Here is a 20,905-nt window from a genome sequence, read left to right as displayed (position 1 = left end):
CCGCCGTGGGCGGAGGCGGCACGCCGCCCCCGCCTTATGTGACTAAATTCTAAGTTCCGTTTGCGCGTCGAAGAGCGAGGCGAGCGTCATGTCGAAGCCGAGCTTGAGGCGCGATCCCGGGCCGAAACGCCGGGCGCCGTTTATGCGCACCGACATGGTATGGCCGGCATGATTGAGCCAGAGCAGATTGTCGGCGCCCATCGGCTCCTCGATATCGACGGTCGCGTCGTGCGTTTCCGCCCCCAAACCTTCATTGACCTTGATGTGTTCCGGTCGCACGCCGAGGACGACCTTGCGGCCGGCCTCCAACCTCTCGCCGGCTTCGTAGCCATCAAGCGAGAAGAGCACGTCATTGGTGGCGAAGACGATCTTGCCCTCGCGGTTGACCAGTTCACCACGCAGGAAGTTCATCGACGGCGAACCGATGAAGCCGGCGACGAAAAGATTGCGCGGCTTGTTGTAGATCGTCGTGGGGTCGTCGAGCTGCTGGATGATGCCGCTCTTCATGATGGCGATGCGGTCGGCAAGCGTCAGGGCCTCGATCTGGTCGTGGGTGACGTAGATCATCGTGTTCTTCAACGACTGATGCAGCCGCTTGATTTCGACGCGCAGCTCCGAGCGCAGCTTGGCGTCGAGATTGGACAGCGGCTCGTCGAAGAGGAACACGTCGACATCGCGCACCAGGGCGCGGCCGATCGCCACGCGCTGGCGCTGGCCGCCGGAAAGCTCGGCCGGCTTGCGCTTCAGAAGCGGCTGGATCTGCAGGATCTCGGCGGCGCGCGCGATGCGCTTATCGATCTCCGGCTGCGGCACCTTGGCGACATGCAGGCCGAAGGACAGGTTCTTTTCGACCGTCATCTGCGGATAGAGCGCATAGGACTGGAACACCATGCCGATGCCGCGATCCTTCGGCTCTTCCCAGGTGACGTTCTTGCCCTTGATGAAGATCTGCCCCTCGGTGATGTCGAGCAGGCCGGCGATGCAGTTGAGAAGCGTGGACTTGCCGCAGCCGGAAGAGCCCAGCAGGACGAGGAACTCGCCGTCGTTGATTTCGAGATTGAGGTTTTTCAGAACGGTGATCGCGCCGAAATCGAGCGAGAGGTCTTTGATGGAAACGCTGCTGGTCATGAATCAACCCTTCACTGCGCCGGCGGCGATGCCGCGGACGAAAAGCCGTCCGGAGATGAAATAAACGACCAGCGGAACAAGACCCGTCAGGATCGTTGCCGCCATGTTGACGTTGTATTCCTTCACACCCTGAACGGAATTGACGATATTGTTGAGCTGCACGGTCATCGGATAATATTCCGGCCGGGTGAAGACGACGCCGAACAGGAAGTCGTTCCAGATACCCGTGATCTGCAGGATCATCGCGACGACGAAGATCGGCAGCGACATGGGCAGCATGATGCGCAGGAAAATCTGCCAGAAGCCCGCACCGTCGATGCGCGCGGCCTTGAAAAGCTCCGCCGGCAGCGACGCGAAATAATTACGGAACAGAAGCGTCAGGATCGGCATGCCGAAGATGCTGTGCACCACGATCAGCCCGGTGAGCGTGCCGTAGATGCCGATTTCGCGCAGCACGATGACGATCGGATAGATCATTACCTGATAGGGAATGAAGGCGCCGACGACAAGGATCGAGAAGAACAGATCGGCTCCCTTGAACCGCCAGTTGGCAAGCGCATAGCCATTGACCGATGCGATCGCGATCGAAAGAACCGTCGACGGAACGGTGATGCGTACCGAATTCCAGAAGCCGCGGGAAAGACCGTCGCAATTGAGACCGGTGCAGGCCGTCGCCCAGGCTTTGACCCAGGGTTCGAAGGTGATTTCGAGCGGCGGCGAAAAGATGTTACCGAGCCGGATTTCCGGCATCCCCTTCAGCGAGGTGACGATCATCACGTAAAGCGGCAAGAGATAATAAACGGCGGCAACGAAAAGCGTGCCGTAGAGCATGATGTTGCGGCCCGAGAGCGTCCGGCGCGGCTTGCGGCCGTTCGGCCCCGAGAAGGTCTTGCCGGCCGGGCTCGCGGCGTCATTCGCATTGTTGAGAGTCGTTGAATCAGACACGCTTGCGCCCTCCGCCGAATTCCAGGTAGGCCCAGGGGATGATGATGATGGCGACGGTCACCAGCATCATGGTGGAGGCTGCGAAACCCTGTCCGAGATTCTGCGCCTGGAACATGTAGTCATAGACGTATTTCGCCGGAACTTCCGACGAGATGCCCGGGCCGCCGCTCGTCTGCGCGACGACGAGATCGTAGACCTTGACGATGCCGCTGGCGATGATGACGAGCGTGGTGATGAAGACGGGGCGCATCATCGGAATGACGATAAACAGATAGGTCCGCCACATCGGGATGCCATCCACGCGCGCCGCCTTCCAGATGTCCTCGTCGATGCCGCGCAGACCCGCGAGCATCAGGCACATGACAAGACCCGTACCCTGCCACAGGGCGGCGATCAGCACGCCGTAGATGACGATGCTCGGGGTATAGAGCGGATCGAAGGTGAAGCTCGTCCATCCGAACGAGCGCACCACGGACTGGACGCCGAATTCGGGATTGAGCAGCCACTGCCAGACCAGGCCGGTGACGATGAAGGAAAGTGCGAAGGGATAAAGGAAAATCGTGCGGAACGTATTTTCGAAGCGGATCTTCTGATCCATCAACGCGGCCAGCACGAAGCCGATGACCAAGCTGAAGATCATCGAGAGAATGCCGTAAACCGCAAGGTTCTCGATGGATACGATCCAGCGCGGCGCCGCCCACAGGCGGTGATACTGATCCAATCCGACGAAGTTCAGACGCGGCAGCAGCTTCGAACTGGTAAAGGAATAAACCACCGTCCAGATCGAGCCGCCCAGGAAAATGACCACGGCGGTCAGGATCATCGGAATGGATGCAATTTTCGAATTCAGATTACGCAGATATTGATTTGGCCGGTCGGCTTTCGCGGGACCCGTCATTGTAGCTCCTTCTGAAGCGCAACTGCTTCGATGACCGGGACCGGGCTTGACCGCGGCTCCCGTCCGCTCTCCCCGCCCATGGCCGAACCCGACAATGTCGCGGGTCCGTCGGCCAAGAGAGGCACTGCCGTCAGCCGGATCACACGAGGTGGCTCCGGCCGTGATGCCGGCCGCACCGAGCGACCGGCATCAGGACAGCGAGAGGATTGAGATCAGTCGGCTGCAGCGATGATGTCGACGAAGCGCTTCTGCGCTGCTTCCGGCGTCATCGAAGGATTGGCGAAGAACTCGGAAAACAGGTCTTCCTTCTGCTTCTGCGTATCGGCGGAGAGAAGCTGGTCCGTGCCCTCGATCACATTGCCCTTCTTCAGGATTTCGAGGCCCTTCTTCATGCAATCGTTGGCCTCCGCGAGATCCACGTCGCCACGCACCGGCAGCGAGCCCTTCTTCAGGTTGAAGGCAACCTGCGTCTTAGGATCGAGCAGCGTTTTGGCGAGCACTTCCTGGGCCTTGGATTTGGCGTCATCCTTCAGCAACGGGAAATAGAAGGCGTCGCCGCCAGTCGAAATGACTTCGTTGACGCCGAGACCCGGAAGGCAGGTATAATCCGTGCCGGCCTTCTGGCCCGCGAGCGCGAACTCGCCCTGCGCCCAGTCGCCCATGATCTGCCCGCCGGCCTTGCCGGTGATGACCAGGTTCGTGGCCTGGTTCCAGTCCTGAACGTTGGAACCCTTGGACAGCTTGCGGGCATCGTCGGCAGCCTTGAAGACCTTGGCGATTTCCGGCCCGGCCGCGACTTTCGCGTCCTTGCCGCCGAAGACTTTCTGGAAGGTATCCTTGCCGGCGATGGCGACCATCAGCACGTCGAAAGCACCAGCCGCCTGCCACGGCTGACCACCCAGGGCGAGCGGAACGATACCCGCCTTTTCCAGCGCGGGGCCTGCGGCAACAAACTCATCCCAGTTCTTCGGAACCGGAACGCCAGCCTTCTTGAAGGCTGCGTTCGAAAGCCAGAGCCACTGCCAGGAGTGGATATTGACCGGAGCACAATAGATCTTGCCGTCGATGGTGCAGGAATCGAGCAGGCTCGACGGACGGATGATGTCCTTCCAGTGCTCTTGTGTCGCTACATCGGTCAGGTCGCGCATGAGGCCGGCCTGCACGAGCTCTTCTGCCTGGCGGCCATGGTTGAACTGGGTGGCACCCATCGGATCGCCGCCGGTGATGCGGCTGACCATGATCGGACGCGCGGTGCCGCCGGAGCCGGCAATCGCGCCATCGACCCAGTGATTGCCGGTGGCGTCGAACGCCTTCGCCAGCTCGGCCACGGCAGCGGCTTCGCCACCGGACGTCCACCAATGCGTTACTTCGAGATCCGTCGCATTGGCTGCTCCCAGGGGCAATACGACCGAAGCAGCCAGTGCAGCCGCCATCAAACGAATATTCATGAGTTTTCCTCCCTCACTGAAACGTTGCCGGAAAAACGTAGTCGAATCATTTTCAACGCGCAACCGCCCGCTCGCGAAATTTTCCGGAAAGCACGATCAGACGCTTTCAGATTACCTTTATGCTTGTAAAAAATGCGATGTGCCCGCAGCTTCATCAGCAACACGCATCCATAAGATTTCCCTTTAGTTCTTTGAATTTTTTAAATTAAAAATGCTGCATTGCCTTATAAATCTCGCAGCGCCTCTCGCAGATGCAAAATTTTTCAGCTTCAGCTGTGGATTCAACCGCTGGATACCCATTTCGATGCTCCAACAGAAAAAGCGCTCGACTTTTCTACTGTATCGTTACAGATTTCTTCAATGAGGGAGGAGCGACCGCATTGCGCATGTGCTTGCGGCGCTGCTGCAAGCGATATAAGCGGATTGGCCGCGGGAGGCGGCCGGGAGGCGGGCTTGGACGAGATGGACAATAAGAAGATTTCTGGCAGCGCTACTCAGCCCACGCCCGAGCGGCCGACGCTGAAGACGATTGCCTTCATGACGGGCCTCGGAATCACCACCGTTTCCCGCGCCCTGAAGGATGCCCCCGATATTGGAGCCGAAACCAAGGAGCGGGTGCGCATGGTTGCCCGGCAATTGGGCTACCAGCCTAATCGCGCCGGCGTGCGCCTGAGAACCGGCAAGACGAACGTCATCGCGCTGGTGCTGAGCATCGACGAAGAGATCATGGGCTTCACCAGCCAGATGGTCTTCGGTATTTCCGAGGTCCTGGCCGGCACGCAATATCATCTGGTCATCACCCCGCATTCGCACAGCAAGGACCCGCTGGTGCCGGTGCGCTATATTCTCGATACCGGCTCGGCGGACGGCGTCATCATATCGCGCACCGAGCCGGACGACCCGCGGGTTGAGCTCATGCATGAGCGTGGCATGCCCTTTGCCACGCATGGGCGCACCAATATGGGAATCTCCCATCCGTTTCACGACTTCGACAACGAGGCTTTCGCGCGCGAGGCCGTGCGCGCGCTGGTCGCCAAAGGCCGCCGCCGCATCGCGCTGCTGCAGCCGCCGGGCAAGCTCACCTACTACCTGCACACCCAGATCGGCTTCCAGACGGGCCTGCGCGAATATCATGCTCAGGAAGTTCCGCTGCGTGCCAGCACCGACACGTCGCTCGCCGATATCAAGGATACGGCCGAGGCGCTGATGCGCTCGTCGCATCCGCCGGATGGCATCGTCTGTTCCAGCAGCGCCGGCGCCATCGCCGTCAATGCCGGCATCGAGGCCGCGGGCTTCCGTCTCGGCCAGGATATCGACATGGTCGCCAAGCAGTCGACCGACGTGCTGAGCTGGATTCGCCCGGAGATCATTACGATCTACGAAGACTTCCGCCATGCCGGCCGGGAACTCGGCAAGGCCGTCATCGCCCGGATCGACGGCATCGAGCCGGAACTCCTGCAAAGCATCAGCCCGCCGATCTGGCCGAAGGGCTGATGATCAAGAAAAAGCCCGCCGGAGACATCCGACGGGCTCGTTTTTTCTTTTATGGGAAAACGGCGATCAGCCGTTCGCGCCGCTGCCCCACGGGCCGTGGTGGATATCCTTGCCATCGACGCGGTCGAAGCCATGGGCGCCGAAGAAGTCCCGCTGGGCCTGGATCAGGTTGGCGGTGCCGCGCGCCTGGCGATAGGCGTCGAAATAGGTCAGGGCCGAGGCCAGCGCCGGAACCGGCAGGCCGGAGGCGGTGGCAGCCGAAACGATGCGGCGCAGCGCCGGGATCGATTCCTTGACCATCTCGGCGAAGGCCGGGGTGACGATCAGGTTGGCAGCATCCGGCGTCTTGGTGAAGGCGCTGGTGATCTCATCGAGGAACTGCGAACGGATGATGCAGCCTGCGCGCCAGATCTTGGCGATGACCGGCATCGGCAGCGACCAGTTGAACTCCTTCGAGGCTTCCGCCATGACCGCGAAGCCCTGCGCATAGGCGCCGATCTTGGCGGCAAACAGCGCCAGTTCCAGATCCTTCAGCAGTTCGGGGCCGAAGGCGATCGGGAATTTGTAGTCCGGCGTGCCGAAGATCTTCTCGGCGGCCTCGCGCTGGCTCTTGATGGCCGACAGGCTGCGGGCGGCAACGGCCGCTTCGATGGCGGTGGCCGGAATGCCCATGTTCTGCGCTTCGATCGCGGACCATTTGCCCGTGCCCTTCTGGCCGGCCTTGTCGAGGATGATATCCGGCACGGCGCTACCGGTCGCCGGATCCTTGGCAGCCAGAACCTTTTCGGTGATCTCGATCAGGTAGGAATTCAGGCGGCCTTTGTTCCATTCGCCGAAGATATGGCTGATCTCGGCGGCGCTCTTGCCGAGACCGTCGCGCAGGATGCCGTAGATTTCAGCGATCATCTGCATGTCGGCATATTCGATGCCGTTATGGATGGTCTTGACGAAATGGCCGGCGCCGTCATTGCCGAGCCAGGCGACGCAGGGCTCGTCCTTGTATTTGGCGGCGATCGAGGTCAGCACCTTCTCGACGCGCTTGTAGGAGTCCTCGGTGCCGCCGACCATGATCGACGGACCGTGACGCGCACCTTCTTCGCCGCCGGACACACCCATGCCGATAAAGGTCAGGCCGGTATCCTTCAGGCGGTCGAAACGGGCGATCGTATCGCGGAAATTGGCGTTGCCGGCATCGATCATGATGTCGCCCTTGTCGAGATAGGGCTGCAGCGCCGCCATCTGCTGGTCGACCGGCTCGCCGGCCTTGATCATGATGATGATCGGCCGCGGCGGACGGATCGATTCGACGAATTCCTCGATCGTCTTGCAGGGAATGATCTTGTCCTTCAGCGCACCCGCATTCGCATAGAATTCATCCGTCACTTGCGGCGTGCGGTTGAACACGGCGATTTTATTACCCTTTTCGGCAATATTGAGCGCCAGGTTTGATCCCATGACAGCGAGACCGATGAGCCCGATTTCTGCCTTTTCCACGACAATCCTCCAATAATTCGCCTGCTGCGCCGCCTGCTCAGAAAAAGCGGGACGCATGAGATTTCGAAATGACGCCTAAGCCTTCCCAGAAACGGATCTCGCCTTCGGGAGTTATGCGTTCGGCGTTGTTGTTGCACTCCGGGCGGGAAACGGCAAGCCTTCGAAGAGGCCGAATCGACCCCTTTGCGAAAGCCCGCGCCAATCCACGGAATTTTTTCCGAGGACCGGGCGATCCGGCCCGTCGAAACGGCATATAGAGGAGGAAATATCCATGTCGACCATGACAGCCAGGATCATTCACGTCTCCATCGATCGCCATTGGCACGAAGTCTATGGCTTCGCGAGCCGCCCGGAAAACATGCCGCTCTGGGCCTCAGGCCTGACATCCGGGCTCACGAGGGACGGCGAGGACTGGATCACCTCCGGCGTTCTCGGCTCGGCGCGCATCCGCTTCGCGCCCCATAACGAATTCGGCGTCATCGACCATGTGGTCACGCTCGAATCCGGTCTGCAGGTCCACAACGCGCTGAGGATCGTGCCGAACGGCGACGGTGCGGAGGTGATGTTCACGCTGCTGAGATTGCCCGGCATGACCGACGAACAGTTTGCGGCGGATGCGCAGCACATAGACAAGGATCTTCACGCGTTGAAGACCCTGATGGAGCAATAGGCGCCGTCAGAGCAATTCCAGGAAAAGTGCGCTGCGGTTTTCCGTCCGGAATTGCGTAAAAACGATGGGCTAGAGCGAGCGCAGCGTCCAGTCGACGATCTCGGCGGTGACGCCGGCAAAGGCCGTGTCCAGCCCGCGCACGAAATCGGGATTGCTGCCGCCGGAGACCGGAACGGTCTTGCGGAAGACGCTCTGCGCCTTGATCGTGCCGGTGCGGTCGTTGAGGATCTTGACCGAGATTTCGACATTGGCCGACTTCTGCCCGCCCGCCGCATCGATCTCGAAGGAGCGGATATCGCTGACGATCTGGTAGTCGATCGCAAGCCCCTGCCCCGGAACGCCGACGCCACCGAGCTTGCCGGTATTCTCGAAAGCCTCGACCAGCTTCGACTGCACCATGCGGCTCAGCTTGTCGCTCCACTGCGCCTTGCCGAGATACTGGATTTCCGAGGGAGAGACGCGAATGACGATCAGGTTGCTGTCCAGCGCCTGCAGCGCCGTCGGCGGCGGGATCAGGATCTGCCGGCCCTTCACCGCCGGCCCGTTTGCCTTCACCGAAGCAGAGAGATCGTAGGTATCATTGCTGGCGGAAGAGCCGCAGCCGCTGAGCAGAGCCGCGAGCAGCGGCAGTACGATCGCCGTCTTCCGATACACCCGACGACGATCACTTGAAACGCAACCCATCATATTCCGCCTATCCCGTACAGCCTTGAAATCGCTAGGACAGCTCCGCGTTTCGTGGAAGCGCGGAATTGTTCTATCTCTTTGCTTTTATGCAATTCCGGACGGAAAACCGCCGCCCGCTTTTCCTGGAATTGCTCTTGTCATCAGCGCCGCGTCCGGCCGTCATATTGCTTGACCGTATCGCCGCCGAAGATCAGGCGCTGCGGGTTGCGGTCGAAATTAGTGATTGTGTTGTTCAGATTGTCAACCGTGCCCCGCATGTCGTTAATGAGAGTCTGGACGTTGCTCAGACCACTGCTCGAGAACTTCTGCAGATTGTCAGCGATCGGCCCGATCCGGGCATTGAGATTGTCAGCCATCTTCTTGAACGACTGCAGCGTATCCTTGGCTTCAGCAAAGAGCGATTGCGTATCGCCGGAACCCAGCAGCGAATCGACCTTGCTCAAAACGCCGTCGACCTTGCCGGAGGCGGAGTTGAGCTTGTCGGAAATCGACCGGGCATTGGCGATCGTCTGGTCGATGTCCTGCTGGCGTGCCGCGACCGAATTGGCGACATCGCGGATGGAGGCGACGGCGGTGCGCGCATCCTTCGTCACCTGGGTAATGTCGTCAACCGACCCCTTCACCTTGGCGGGATCGATCTGCGCGACGAGCGCGTCGACGCGATCGAGCGTCTGCTGCGCCTTCTGCCCGAACGCATTGTAGGTCTCTGCCGTCTGCTTGAAGCTGGCAATCGTCGCCTTCAGGTCGGTCGTCGCATCCGCCACATTGGCGGTGATCTTGTCGGCATTGGCGACGACATCGTTGATCTTCTTCGAGTCGACCGCACGCACCAGGTTCTCGACCGCCTCGAGCGTGGAATTGATGCGAACCGATACGTTCTTGAACGTGTCGGAAAGCTGGCCGACGCTTGCCAGGAACTTGTCGATATTATCGGCATTGTCGGACAGAGCTTTCGAGAAGGTCTGCGCGTTGCGCACCGTGTCGGTCAACGGCGCGCGCGAATCCGAGACGAAGCCCTGGATATCGCCGATCGTATCGTTGGCGCGGTTGAGGATCTTGTCGGCGGTATTGAGCAGGTTCGTGACGCTCGACTGATCGGCGAGCAGCACGGCGCGTTTGCCGGTGTCGAGCGAGCGCTTGAGGATATTTTCGTCACCGTTGCGGCCGCCGGAAAGCTCGATATAGGCGGCGCCCGTCAGGCCCTGAATTTCAAGAATGGCCCTGGTGGAGGTGTAGACCGGCGCGTCGGCGCGCACTTCGGTAAAGGCGAGCGAATAATTCGGATCGTCGGCATCGATCGACAGCCCCTGCACCGAGCCGACCTGAATGCCGTTGAACCGGACAGGCGAGCCGACGCTCAGGCCGTTTGCCGAGCCCGGAATGCGGACAACCAGTTCCGCCATCGGGCCGCCGCGACCATACTCCGCCATCCAGTAGACGAAGCCGAAGGCCGCCGCGATGACCAGCAGCGTGAAGAACCCGACGATCGTATAATTGGCTTTGGTTTCCATTGTTCCAGTTACTTCTCGCGGCTGTGGGCGCCAGCGCCGTTGACGTCGTTTCGATCTGCGATGTCCTCCCGCGGCACGATCGACCGCGCGCGCTTACCCCGGAAATAGGACTGCACCCAGGGGTCGTCGCAGGCGAGCATGTCCTCAACCGTTCCTTCCACCAATACCCGCTTTTGTCCAAGAACGGCAATACGATCGCAGACGGAGAAGAGGCTATCGAGGTCGTGAGTCACCATATAGACGGTCAGGCCGAGCGTGTCTCGCAGCTTGGCGATCAGCTCGTCGAATTCCGCAGCACCGATCGGATCGAGGCCGGACGTCGGCTCGTCCAGGAAGACCAGATCGGGGTCGAGCGCCAGGGCGCGGGCAAGGGCGGCGCGCTTGATCATGCCGCCGGAAAGCTCGGAGGGATATTTGTCGGCGGCGTCCGCGGCAAGGCCGACCATGCGGATCTTCAGATGCGCCAGTTCGTCCATCAGGTTCTTCGGCAGATCGAGATATTCCCGCATCGGCACCTGGATGTTCTCCTTGACCGTCAGCGAGGAAAACAGCGCCCCCTGCTGGAAGAGCACGCCGAGACGCATGTCGAGCTGATTGCGCTCCGGTTCGGAGAGCTTGTCGTAATCCTTGCCGAGGATCTCGATCTTGCCGGAGCGGCGCGGCAGCAGCCGCAGCACCGTGCGCATCAACACCGACTTACCGGTGCCGGAGGCGCCGACAAAGCCCAGGATCTCACCGCGATAGACATCGAGATTGAGCCTGTCGAGCACGATCTTGCTGCCGAATCCGACCGTAACATCACGCGCCGACAGCACGATATCCCTGTCCCGCTCATGCGGCTGCGATGAAATTTCCGAATGAAGCGCGCTCATGACTGCCGGCCCCTCAGAAATCGATCGCCGCATAGAACATGGCAAACAGCCCGTCCATGAGGATTACCACGAAAATCGACTTCACCACCGATGAGGTCACATGCTGGCCGAGCGATTCGGCGCTGCCGCCGACCTTCAGGCCCTCGACGGCGGCAACGATGCCGATCACCAGCGCCATGAACGGCGCCTTGATCATGCCCGAAATGACGGTGGAAAGACTGATCGCCTCATGCAGGCGCGAGACAAAGGTGGCGAAGGTGATGCCGGAATAGGCCCAGGCGACCGTCGCCGCGCCGAAGAGCGAGGCAAAATTGGCAAGGATCGTCAGCAGCGGCAGCGCCACGGTCAGCGCCACCAAGCGCGGGAAGATCAGCACGCCGATGGGATTGAGGCCCATCACCTTCAAGGCGTCCACTTCCTCGCGCATCTTCATCGAGCCGATTTCGGCCGTGATTGCGCTGCCCGAGCGGCCGGCGATCATGATTGCCGTCAGAAGCACGCCGATCTCGCGCAATTGCAGGATGCCGACCAGATCGACGACGAAGACCTCCGCGCCGAAATAGCGCAGCTGGAAGGCGCCCTGCTGCGCGATGATGGCGCCGATCAGATAGGACATCAGGAGGATGATCGGCACGGCGCGCACGGCCATATGATCGATCTGGTTGACGATCGAGGCCGGAGAGACGCCGCTGCCACGCCCGAACTTCAGCTGTGCGCCGCGCACCGCCGAGCCGAGAATATACATGGCCGCGACAAGATTGCCCCAGATCTCGTAAACACTCTCGCCGATCGGCGCGAAAATACGCTCCGCCCAGGATTTCCTGGGTTTCGGTTCGGCCTTCTCCTCCTCGAAATCCTCCGCGAAGGCCGAGAGCAGTTCATCGATATGCGCATCGGAGCCCTCGATGCGGACATCGGCGCCGTGCGCTTCCTGGCTTTCCTTCAGGCGGCGAATGAGCAAAGCGCCGGCCGTATCGATCTCCGACAGATCGGAAAGATCGATCACCACCTGGCCGCCGCCGCTGCGCTTGGACAGCTGATCGATCTGCCGCAGCACGCCATGGATATTGGCGCTGCGCCAGTTGCCCTCCAGCCGATAGCGATGCCCGCTGCCATCGGGCTCGTCATCGATCCTCGGTGCATCGGTCTTTTGCTCGGCTGCTTTCAAACTCATGCGTCTTTCAGGTCTTGCGGCGAAATCGCCGACTCGGCGTTCCTTGCCTGTCGTCGATGGTTAATACACCGAGTGTCTATGACATTTCCATGCCGCGCCACCGTCAAAATATGTCATAGCTTTTTGATATCCAAATGAATTCGTTTTACGCCGCTCACGGGATGCCGCTTGCCCTGCCGCCGATGGAGGCGTTGCCGGGTTCAAGATTGCGCGCGAAGATCACCATGACGAGACCGACGGCGGCGGCGGCGGCCATCACATAATAGCTCGCAAGACCGAGCCAGGCGTAGAGATAGCCCGATGCCAGGGTCATCAGCCCGAGGCACATGCCGTTGTAGAAGAAGTAGGCCCCTTGTGCCGATGCCTCCTGCGTCTCCTGCACGGAAGCGACGATGCGGCGCTGGATGCCGGTGTGAACACAGGCGAAGGTGAAGGCGTGCAGACATTGCAGCGCGAAATAGCCAGCAAAGCCGAGATTGATCGGAAACAGGAGCCAGCGTCCGACACACACGACAGAGCCAAAGAGGATCAGCGTCCAGGCGCTGAAGCGGCGACTCAGCATCTTCGACAGGAAGAACACCATGACCTCGGCCGCAACACCGATGCTCCAGAGGATGGCGACCTTGGTGCCCGAGAAACCCAGCTCGCGCCAATAGATCGATGCGAAGGCGTAGAGCATGGCGTGGCTCGACTGCTGCACGGACACACCGATCATCGTGATCAGCAATTGCGGCGAGCGGAGCGAACCGCCGGTCGGCGACGGCAGGCTCATCGGATCGCGGCGCCGGCGCGTCGGGCCGATACGCGGACACAGGAAAGCCACCAGCGTGGTCAGCACGAAGCCCGCGACCATGGTCGGCAGAACCATCGTGCTGCCCCATCTGCCGATCATCGCGCCGCCAAGCAGGGTCGAAACGATAAAGATGATCGACCCCCAGACGCGCATCGAGCCGTAATCGAAACCCCAGCGCCGGACACCGGAAATGGCGATCGATTCGACGATCGGCACATAGGGCGCGTAGGTCGCGCCCTGGATGGAATAGACCAGCAGCACGGGCCAGAAATCGCTGGTCCAGTATAGCGCGATCGCCGTCAACAGCGACAACCCGCCCGACCACAACAGCACATCGGCCCGCTCGTCGACACGATCGGCCAGCATGCCGACGATCGGTATGACGAGAACCTTCACCACCATCGGCACGGCGAGGATAAGACCGATCTCCCGGTCGCTGAAATTCAAGCCCGCCAGCCAGATCGGAAAGAACGGCAGGGCAATGCCGTTGACGAACAACGGCGCGCAATAGGACAGAGCGGTGCGCAGACGAAAATAGGAAGGCGCATCCTCGCCCTGCAGAGAGTTTGTCGCGGGAATCATGACAGACCTGAAGGGGAACTAAGATGTCCCTATCATCCTATTGGGGTGACGACCATGGCGGGAGATAACCTCACCCAGCCGTTTCGGACGAAAACGGCGTGGCTGTCGGGTTTGCGACGATCAATAATTGTGAATGGTCGTTATCCGATGCGTGAGGCGGCGCGATTGCTACGCCGCCTGCGCGCCAAGCGCCTTCGGCAGTTCCTCGACGGCGACGCCAACCGGTTGAGCTTCGGTGATCGACTGCCAGGTGATCAGCTCGAACGTGCCGTCCTCGTGCTCGGCGATCGCCGTGCAGCTTTCGACCCAATCGCCGGTATTGATATAGCGGATGCCGCCGAGATCCTCGATAACGGCATGGTGGATGTGGCCGCAGATGACGCCATCGGCATTGTTGCGTCTCGCCTCTTCGACGACGACATGCTGGAACTCGCCGATGAAATTGACCGCGTGCTTGACCTGCAGCTTCGCCCAGGCCGAGAACGACCAGTAAGGCATGTTCAGGTGGCGACGGACCGCGGCGAGGCCGATATTGATCTTGATCGCCATGTCATAGGCCCAATCGCCGAGATAGGCGAGCAACCGGGCATTGCGCACGACGACGTCGAATTCGTCACCATGCAGCACGAGATATTTCTTTCCGTCGGCCGCTTCGTGCATCGCACGCTCGGCCACTTCGATGCCGCCGAAATGCATGCCGGGAAAATCACGCAGGAATTCATCGTGATTGCCGGGGATATAGACGATCCGCGTGCCCTTGCGTGCCTTGCGCAGCAGCTTCTGGACGACATCGTTGCAATCCTGCGGCCAGTACCAGCTGCGCTTCAGCCGCCAGCCATCGACGATATCGCCGACGAGGAAGATCGTGTCGGCCTCGTGATAGCGCAGAAAATCGAGAAGATAGTCCGCCTTGGCCGCTTTCGAGCCGAGGTGCACGTCAGAAATGAACAGCGTCCGAAATCGCCGAGTGTCCATGTTTTCATTCACGAACTCAGTGTCCGTGCCCTATCCTACGTTGGCTATTCCAAAACCAGACTCGTGTTTCAGGATGATGACAAATACTGTGTGCAGCGGCCGCCAAGCGGAAATCACCCATGTTTTGCGGCAATGGCGAGATCTGGACGGTCGGTGGTGAAACTGGCCACGCCGAGGCGGAACATCGTCCGTGCGGCATCGACCGTGTGGGCGGCCCAGCCGTGGACCGTAATGCCGTTTTTACGGAGCAATGCCATCGTCTCGGCATCGATCGTGTCGGCACGCAGACCGATCTCGCGGACGCCAAGCCGCGCGAGTGCTGCAAGAATTCCGCTCCAGCCGATCTGCGCCGTCGTTTGCGGCGAGCAGAGGAAGGTCACGCCAAGCAGGTCGCCGGCATTCAGACCGCGCTTGCCGAGCGCGGTAGCGAAGGCTTCGAGGCACGGCAGCGAAAAGCTGGTCACCATTGTACGTCCGAGCATGCCGGCGGCCAGCAGCGCCTCGATGATCCGGCCCTCCATGCCGTCATAGGCGCTGCCGTCCTGCCTGGTCTTGATTTCCAGCCGCAGATCGACCGAGGACGACCGGAAGATATCGATGGTTTCGCCAAGTGTGGGGATGGTCTCGCCGCCGCTGCCGATGACGATATGGCCCATCAGGTCGTCATAGCTGAAATCCGCGATCGCGCCCGTCCCGTCCGTCATTCGGTCGATCAGCGCATCGTGATGAACCACGAGCCGGCCATCACGGGTCTGATGGACGTCGAACTCGACGAGATCGACGTCGAGCCTGGCCGTCTGCGAGAAGGCGAGCCGGGTGTTTTCGGGCCAGAGATGCTTGCCGCCGCGATGAGAGGCAATGAGGGTCATGCGTGCTTTCTCCATTTCCCGCCGTCATAATTGCCTGCCATGAACCCCATGTGACGCCGCCGGCCGCGACAAAGTCATGGTTTTCGCGGGCGGAAAATTTTATGCGTTTGCCGCGACAAAAAACCCTCCGGATGCGTCAATTGCATACTGTGCAGCCGAAGCGATTGATGTAAGGAGGGGGACTCAGGCGCGAGCGCGACAGCAGGAATGGAGAAGCGTGATGGATACGCACGACACATCGAAGTCAGCCAAGAACATGGCGAGCGGCAATTTCGACGAACAGGCGCTCTTCTTTCACCGCTATCCACGCCCCGGCAAGCTGGAAATCCAGGCGACGAAGCCGCTCGGCAACCAGCGCGACCTGGCGCTCGCCTATTCTCCGGGCGTTGCCGCGCCCTGCCTCGCCATCCGCGACAATCCGGAAACCGCCGCCGACTACACGTCCCGCGCCAATCTCGTTGCCGTGATTTCCAACGGCTCCGCCGTGCTCGGCCTCGGCAATATCGGTCCGCTCGCCTCCAAGCCGGTCATGGAAGGCAAGGCCGTGCTGTTCAAGAAATTCGCCGGCATCGATGTCTTCGATATCGAAGTGCAGGCGCCGACCGTCGATGAGATGGTCAGCACGATTTCCGCGCTGGAGCCGACCTTTGGCGGCATCAACCTCGAGGACATCAAGGCGCCGGAATGTTTCGACGTCGAGCGCCGGCTGCGCGAGAAGATGGAAATCCCGGTCTTCCACGACGACCAGCACGGCACCGCCATCATCGTCGCCGCCGCCATCCTCAACGGCCTGGAACTGGCCGGCAAGAAGATCGAAGAGGTGAAGATCGTCGCCTCCGGCGCGGGTGCCGCGGCGCTTGCCTGCCTCAACCTGCTGGTCACTCTCGGCGCCAGGCGCGAAAACATCTGGGTCCATGACATCGAGGGCCTGGTCTATGAAGACCGCAACGTCCTGATGGACGAGTGGAAGGCCGTCTACGCCCAGAAGAGCGACAAGCGCGAGCTTGCCGAGTCGATCCCCGGCGCCGACGTTTTCCTTGGCCTGTCCGCCGCCGGCGTGCTGAAGCCCGAGCTCCTCGAAAAGATGGCGGAAAAGCCGCTGATCATGGCGCTCGCCAACCCGACGCCGGAAATCATGCCGGATCTTGCCCGCGCCGCCCGCCCGGACGCGATGATCTGCACCGGCCGTTCGGACTTTCCGAACCAGGTCAACAACGTCCTCTGCTTCCCCTATATCTTCCGTGGCGCGCTCGATTGCGGCGCCAAGACGATCAACGAGGAAATGAAGATGGCCGCCGTGCGCGCCATCGCCTCGCTCGCCCGCGAGGAACCCTCCGACGTCGCCGCCCGCGCCTATACCGGCGAGACGCCGGTCTTCGGCCCGAACTATCTGATCCCCTCGCCCTTCGATCCCCGCCTGATCCTGCGCATCGCGCCGGCAGTCGCCAGAGCGGCGGCGGAAAGCGGCGTGGCCTTGCGCCCGATCACCGATTTCGATGCCTATATGGACGAACTCAACCGCTTCGTCTTCCGCTCCGGCTTCGTCATGAAGCCGATCTTCGCCGCCGCGAAGATCGCCGAGCGCAAGCGCGTGGTCTTTTCCGAAGGCGAGGACGAGCGTGTGCTCCGCGCCGCCCAGGTCCTGCTTGAGGAAGGCACGGCGGCTCCGATCCTGATCGGCCGTCCCTCGGTGATCGAGACCCGCCTGAAGCGCTACGGCCTGAAGATCCGGCCGAACACCGACTTCGCCGTCATCAACCCGGAAGACGATCCGCGCTTCCGCGAATATGTCGAGCTCTATTTCTCGCTGGTCGGCCGCAGCGGCGTCATTCCGGAAGCCGCGCGCACCATCGTGCGCACCAACACCACCGTCATCGGCGCGCTGGCGCTGAAGCGCGGCGAAGCCGATGCGCTGATCTGCGGTCTCGAAGGCCGCTACGAGCGCCACCTGCGTATCGTCCGCCAGATCATCGGCAAGCGCCCCGATGTGCGCGACTTCTCCGCACTCAGCCTGCTGATCTCGCAGCGCGGCGCGACCTTCTACACCGACACCTACGTCACCTTTAATCCGAGCGCCGAAGAGATCGCCGAGTCGGCCGTTCTGGCGGCAGAGGAGATCAAGCGCTTCGGCATCCAGCCGCGCGCGGCCCTCGTCTCCCATTCGAACTTCGGCTCGCGGGAATCGGAGAGCGCGACCAAGATGCGCGAGGCCCTGGCGCTGGTGCGCGAAGCCGCGCCGGATCTGGAAGTCGACGGCGAAATGCATGGCGACAGCGCCATCTCCGAGAGCCTGCGCCGGCATGTCATGCCGAACAGCACCCTCTCCGGCGAAGCCAACCTGCTGGTCTTCCCCAACCTCGATGCCGCCAACATCACGCTCGGCGTGGTCAAGACCATGACCGACGGCCTGCATGTCGGCCCGATCCTGCTCGGTACGGCAATGCCGGCTCACATCCTTTCGCCCTCGGTCACCTCGCGCGGCGTCGTCAACATGGCGGCCCTCGCCGTCGTCGAGGCATCGCAGCCGGGCTGAGACAATGCCCTGCGAACGGCCGCGCCATGGCGGCCGTTCGAAAAGCCGGCCATGGCTGGCTACTCAAAAACTTTTCGAAATCAGCGAGTTTTGATGGATACGCTGTTAAGCTCCGCGGTATATATTGCCTGAAAATTCATCCGCTTTTCGAAGAGCATAAAGTGAGCCGCGGCAAACAACTCCTCTCGCCCTGCCTGTTGCTGTCCCTGCTGGCGACGACGCCGGCCTTTGCCCAAGTAAGCCCCATCTGTGAGGACCTGCGCGGACAGTACGCCGACACCACGGAAATCATCGGCGCCAACGCCAAGACGCGCGAACTTTCGCGCGCCATCGTCCAGCAGAACATGATGATCCGGCGGCTGAAAAGCGACATGCGCAATCAGGGTTGCTCACCCGACAGCAGCCTGACGGTGCTCGGCGACGATAATGAAGCCGTCTGCGACGACATGCACGACGCGATGCAGCGCATGCGGGATGATCTCGCTTCGCTGATGGATGAACGCGAGCTCAGCGTGTCCCGTATCGATGACGCCGGTGTGGAGCGGCGGGAATTGCTGGATGAGATGCAGCAGAACGGCTGCAGCATTCCTTCCTCGGCCGCCCCGAATACCGTCATCGAGACTCGAAGGGCGCCCGAGGCTCCCCCTCCGGCCCGCGAACAGCGTCAATCGCTCGCCCAGCCGGAAAGCTCGATCACCACGATCGAGACCGAAAAGCCCAAGGCCGATACCGCCTTGCAGCCGAAACCGACGCCGGCCGCACCTGCGCCCACGGTCACGCAGGCCGAGCCAAAACCGGTGCAACCGGATCGCCCTTATGATCCTTCAGCCCGCAAGGTGCGTCAGGTCGGCCCGCAATTCCTCGCGACCGACCAGGGCAGCCTCGATCTCAAGCATCCGAAGGCTGCCGGGCCGCAACCGACACAATAGGCCGCCGCAGCAGGGCGATGATAGTCTCGTCGCCCTCCTCTACCGCCAGATCCCGGTACGAACGGCCGGAAGCATCCCTGACCGAGCGATCCGCGCCATGCTCCACCAGCAGGCGCACCGCTTCCGCACGCTTGTTTGCGATGGCAAAACCAAGCGGGGTCATCCAGTCTCGTTCGTAGGGTTGCCCTTCCGGGCGAAAATCCCCGAAACGGATATCCACCTGCTCTGGCCGCCTTTCCAGATTATCCTTCAACTGCGCCATCTGGCCGAAAGCGGCGGCGGCAAAAATATCGAGCGGCTGGGTCTTCAGAAACTCGACCATCTCCGGCTCGCCATTGTACGCGGCCCAGCCGATCGGCGGGGCATAGTAGTAAGGATCGCGGATGGTGGTGTCGGCACCATGCTCGATCAGTAGCCTCGCCATCTCGATGTGACCATGCAAAGCAGCTTCGTGCAGCGGCGTGCGGCTGGTCATGGTATTGACGTCGAAGCCAAGCGCCAGCATGCAGCGAACGGACTTGATGGCGTTGTCACCAGCTGCCTCATGCAGCATGGCCGGATGCGCCCGATGCATCGCCTCCACGATGTCGATATCGCGCGCAACTGTCCTTATGTGATCGGCGAGTTGCGCATGATCGGCTGCAATATCGCTATCCGCTCGCCGAAGCTGAATATAGACCCAATCCTCTTGCTTTAGACGGACCGCCACAGCTCCCTTTTGCACAAGATACAGCACCAAATCCTTGTCATCACCCAACCGCGCCCACTCATATGGCGTTCGGCCATTCACAGGTTTGTTGACGTCAGCGCCATGCTCGACCAGCAATCTCACGCGCTCGCCCATGCGCTTCTCACAAGCCCACGCCAGTTGATAGTCGAAGACGGTCTGTGAATTCGCCACCAGCTTGCCGTCCTCTCGCACCAGCCAATTGTTCCTGTCTCTCGCGGAAAGCCCGTATTCCAGAAGCAGATTCAGGCAGGCGTTGTCGGGCTCGAACATGCGGTTATAGAGCGCCTGGCTGTCGTTGGCTTCCGCGCCGGCATCGAGCAGCAGACGTGCGAAGGCTTCGCATTCCGGATGCGGCGGCTGGCGCACTTTCCCGGCCTCGCCCTCGCCGAAAACACCCGTCAACACGGTAAAGCGGTATTGGCCGCCATCGAGGAAGAAAGCGTTGACGTCGGCGCCGCGCCTGACAAGCTCTCTGGCCGCCGGCAAGCTGGAACGGCCTGGCAGCCGGGCATAGGCGGCAGACATCAGCGGCGTGAGATCATGCGGCCCGCCCTTGCGGTCGAGAAGCTGCGGCTGCCGATCGAGCCAGCGGCTTATGCCGGCCGCATCGCCGAGCACGGCCGCGACATGGATGCTATCCCCGGCAATTTCCGGATGCGCCTCCAGCAGCCTGAGCGCCTCGTCGAAACGCGCGGGGTCGGCGGGAATGCTGGAGAAATAAGAAACCGTCGCGAGAGATAGAAACTGATTGGCCAACTGATCCTGAGGCGCCGATTGGCGGTCGGCGCTCTCCAGATGTGCCTTCAATCTCGTCCAGCTCGAAAAATCGTGTTCGCGGGCAAGGACGAGCTGGATATCCTGAAGTCCCACTTCGGCGACATCTGGAAAATACGGTGCGACACGGCTGCGCGCCGACGGATCGCCGGAACGGACGGCCTTTAGCAAGGCCTTGGCCTGCTTCTTGAGGGAATCGACGGTAACATTGCCCGCCAGGGAGCGCGTGGTCATGAAAGACCTCCTTTCATTCACGTCCGGTATCCGCGCCCACAGACTGAAAAGAGGTGTGGCAGTCTCATATTCCATGCATCAGGTGGGCTTTGCCCTTCCCGCGGATCGGATGCGCCCTGAGAACGATCGAAAACTATAGCGGAGCGCGCGGCCTGTCCAGAGCAC

At 61.2% G+C, this 20,905-nt stretch carries 17 protein-coding genes; 4 read left to right on the top strand and 13 right to left on the bottom strand.

The features are described from left to right. Positions 1 to 42: 42 nt before the first annotated feature. From FHX11_RS03065 to FHX11_RS03050, 4 genes are all read right to left on the bottom strand, one after another. Positions 43 to 1,128: an ABC transporter ATP-binding protein gene (locus tag FHX11_RS03065; RefSeq protein ID WP_184354922.1), complete on the bottom strand. Its 1,086-nt coding sequence runs from the start codon at positions 1,126 to 1,128 to the stop codon at positions 43 to 45. Positions 1,129 to 1,131: 3 nt separating this feature from the next. Beyond that, complete coding sequence (locus tag FHX11_RS03060; protein ID WP_184354920.1) at positions 1,132 to 2,073, bottom strand: carbohydrate ABC transporter permease; 942 nt, start codon at positions 2,071 to 2,073, stop codon at positions 1,132 to 1,134. After that, positions 2,066 to 2,971 carry a sugar ABC transporter permease gene (locus FHX11_RS03055; protein WP_184354918.1) on the bottom strand — a complete coding sequence of 302 codons (906 nt, stop codon included), beginning with the start codon at positions 2,969 to 2,971 and terminating at the stop codon, positions 2,066 to 2,068. Before FHX11_RS03055 ends, FHX11_RS03060 begins: the two co-directional genes overlap by 8 nt. A gap of 212 nt (positions 2,972 to 3,183) precedes the next feature. Further along, complete coding sequence (locus tag FHX11_RS03050; protein WP_184354916.1) at positions 3,184 to 4,419, bottom strand: ABC transporter substrate-binding protein; 1,236 nt, start codon at positions 4,417 to 4,419, stop codon at positions 3,184 to 3,186. A gap of 462 nt (positions 4,420 to 4,881) precedes the next feature. On the opposite strand from FHX11_RS03050, the gene FHX11_RS03045 reads away from it, so the two are divergent. Continuing rightward, positions 4,882 to 5,913 carry a LacI family transcriptional regulator gene (locus FHX11_RS03045; RefSeq protein ID WP_184355792.1) on the top strand — a complete coding sequence of 344 codons (1,032 nt, stop codon included), beginning with the start codon at positions 4,882 to 4,884 and terminating at the stop codon, positions 5,911 to 5,913. A 66-nt stretch (positions 5,914 to 5,979) separates the two neighbouring features. Here the strand turns inward: FHX11_RS03045 and gndA are convergent, their stop codons facing one another. Further along, the gene (gene gndA, locus FHX11_RS03040; protein WP_184354914.1) at positions 5,980 to 7,407 is read right to left on the bottom strand and encodes an NADP-dependent phosphogluconate dehydrogenase; all 1,428 of its coding nucleotides are present in this window, start codon (positions 7,405 to 7,407) and stop codon (positions 5,980 to 5,982) included. A gap of 271 nt (positions 7,408 to 7,678) precedes the next feature. Between gndA and FHX11_RS03035 the strand changes: the two genes are divergently transcribed. After that, positions 7,679 to 8,077, top strand: a complete 399-nt coding sequence (locus FHX11_RS03035; RefSeq protein ID WP_184354912.1) for an SRPBCC family protein — start codon at positions 7,679 to 7,681, stop codon at positions 8,075 to 8,077. Between the two features lie 69 nt (positions 8,078 to 8,146). Here FHX11_RS03035 and FHX11_RS03030 read toward each other — a convergent pair whose 3' ends face one another. The 7 genes from FHX11_RS03030 to FHX11_RS03000 all read right to left on the bottom strand — a co-directional run bounded on the left by FHX11_RS03030 (position 8,147) and on the right by FHX11_RS03000 (position 15,540). Next, positions 8,147 to 8,764, bottom strand: a complete 618-nt coding sequence (locus FHX11_RS03030; RefSeq protein ID WP_184354910.1) for an ABC-type transport auxiliary lipoprotein family protein — start codon at positions 8,762 to 8,764, stop codon at positions 8,147 to 8,149. A 140-nt stretch (positions 8,765 to 8,904) separates the two neighbouring features. Further along, positions 8,905 to 10,275 (bottom strand): MlaD family protein, encoded by a 1,371-nt coding sequence (locus FHX11_RS03025; protein ID WP_184354908.1) that lies wholly within the window; start codon positions 10,273 to 10,275, stop codon positions 8,905 to 8,907. An 8-nt stretch (positions 10,276 to 10,283) separates the two neighbouring features. Continuing rightward, positions 10,284 to 11,147 (bottom strand): ABC transporter ATP-binding protein, encoded by an 864-nt coding sequence (locus tag FHX11_RS03020; protein ID WP_184354906.1) that lies wholly within the window; start codon positions 11,145 to 11,147, stop codon positions 10,284 to 10,286. Positions 11,148 to 11,160: 13 nt separating this feature from the next. Then, the gene (locus FHX11_RS03015) at positions 11,161 to 12,321 is read right to left on the bottom strand and encodes an ABC transporter permease (RefSeq protein ID WP_184354904.1); all 1,161 of its coding nucleotides are present in this window, start codon (positions 12,319 to 12,321) and stop codon (positions 11,161 to 11,163) included. Positions 12,322 to 12,475: 154 nt separating this feature from the next. Continuing rightward, positions 12,476 to 13,696, bottom strand: coding sequence for an MFS transporter (locus FHX11_RS03010; RefSeq protein ID WP_184354902.1), 1,221 nt, complete (start codon positions 13,694 to 13,696; stop codon positions 12,476 to 12,478). A gap of 168 nt (positions 13,697 to 13,864) precedes the next feature. Further along, positions 13,865 to 14,671, bottom strand: coding sequence for a UDP-2,3-diacylglucosamine diphosphatase (locus FHX11_RS03005; RefSeq protein ID WP_184354900.1), 807 nt, complete (start codon positions 14,669 to 14,671; stop codon positions 13,865 to 13,867). Between the two features lie 113 nt (positions 14,672 to 14,784). Further along, complete coding sequence (locus FHX11_RS03000) at positions 14,785 to 15,540, bottom strand: glycerophosphodiester phosphodiesterase family protein (protein ID WP_184354898.1); 756 nt, start codon at positions 15,538 to 15,540, stop codon at positions 14,785 to 14,787. 220 nt (positions 15,541 to 15,760) lie between these two features. Between FHX11_RS03000 and FHX11_RS02995 the strand changes: the two genes are divergently transcribed. Together FHX11_RS02995 and FHX11_RS02990 are read left to right on the top strand one after the other, a co-directional pair. Next, complete coding sequence (locus FHX11_RS02995) at positions 15,761 to 18,073, top strand: NADP-dependent malic enzyme (protein WP_184354896.1); 2,313 nt, start codon at positions 15,761 to 15,763, stop codon at positions 18,071 to 18,073. Between the two features lie 26 nt (positions 18,074 to 18,099). After that, positions 18,100 to 19,002: a hypothetical protein gene (locus FHX11_RS02990; RefSeq protein ID WP_246780874.1), complete on the top strand. Its 903-nt coding sequence runs from the start codon at positions 18,100 to 18,102 to the stop codon at positions 19,000 to 19,002. Here FHX11_RS02990 and FHX11_RS02985 read toward each other — a convergent pair. After that, positions 18,962 to 20,740: an ankyrin repeat domain-containing protein gene (locus FHX11_RS02985; protein WP_184354894.1), complete on the bottom strand. Its 1,779-nt coding sequence runs from the start codon at positions 20,738 to 20,740 to the stop codon at positions 18,962 to 18,964. The genes FHX11_RS02990 and FHX11_RS02985 overlap by 41 nt on opposite strands. Positions 20,741 to 20,905 lie beyond the last annotated feature (165 nt).

The organism is Rhizobium sp. BK602 (assembly GCF_014195095.1).
Classification (GTDB): Bacteria; Pseudomonadota; Alphaproteobacteria; order Rhizobiales; family Rhizobiaceae; genus Rhizobium.
Note: the sequence above shows the minus strand (reverse complement) of the source record. Positions and strands in the feature narration are given on the sequence as shown.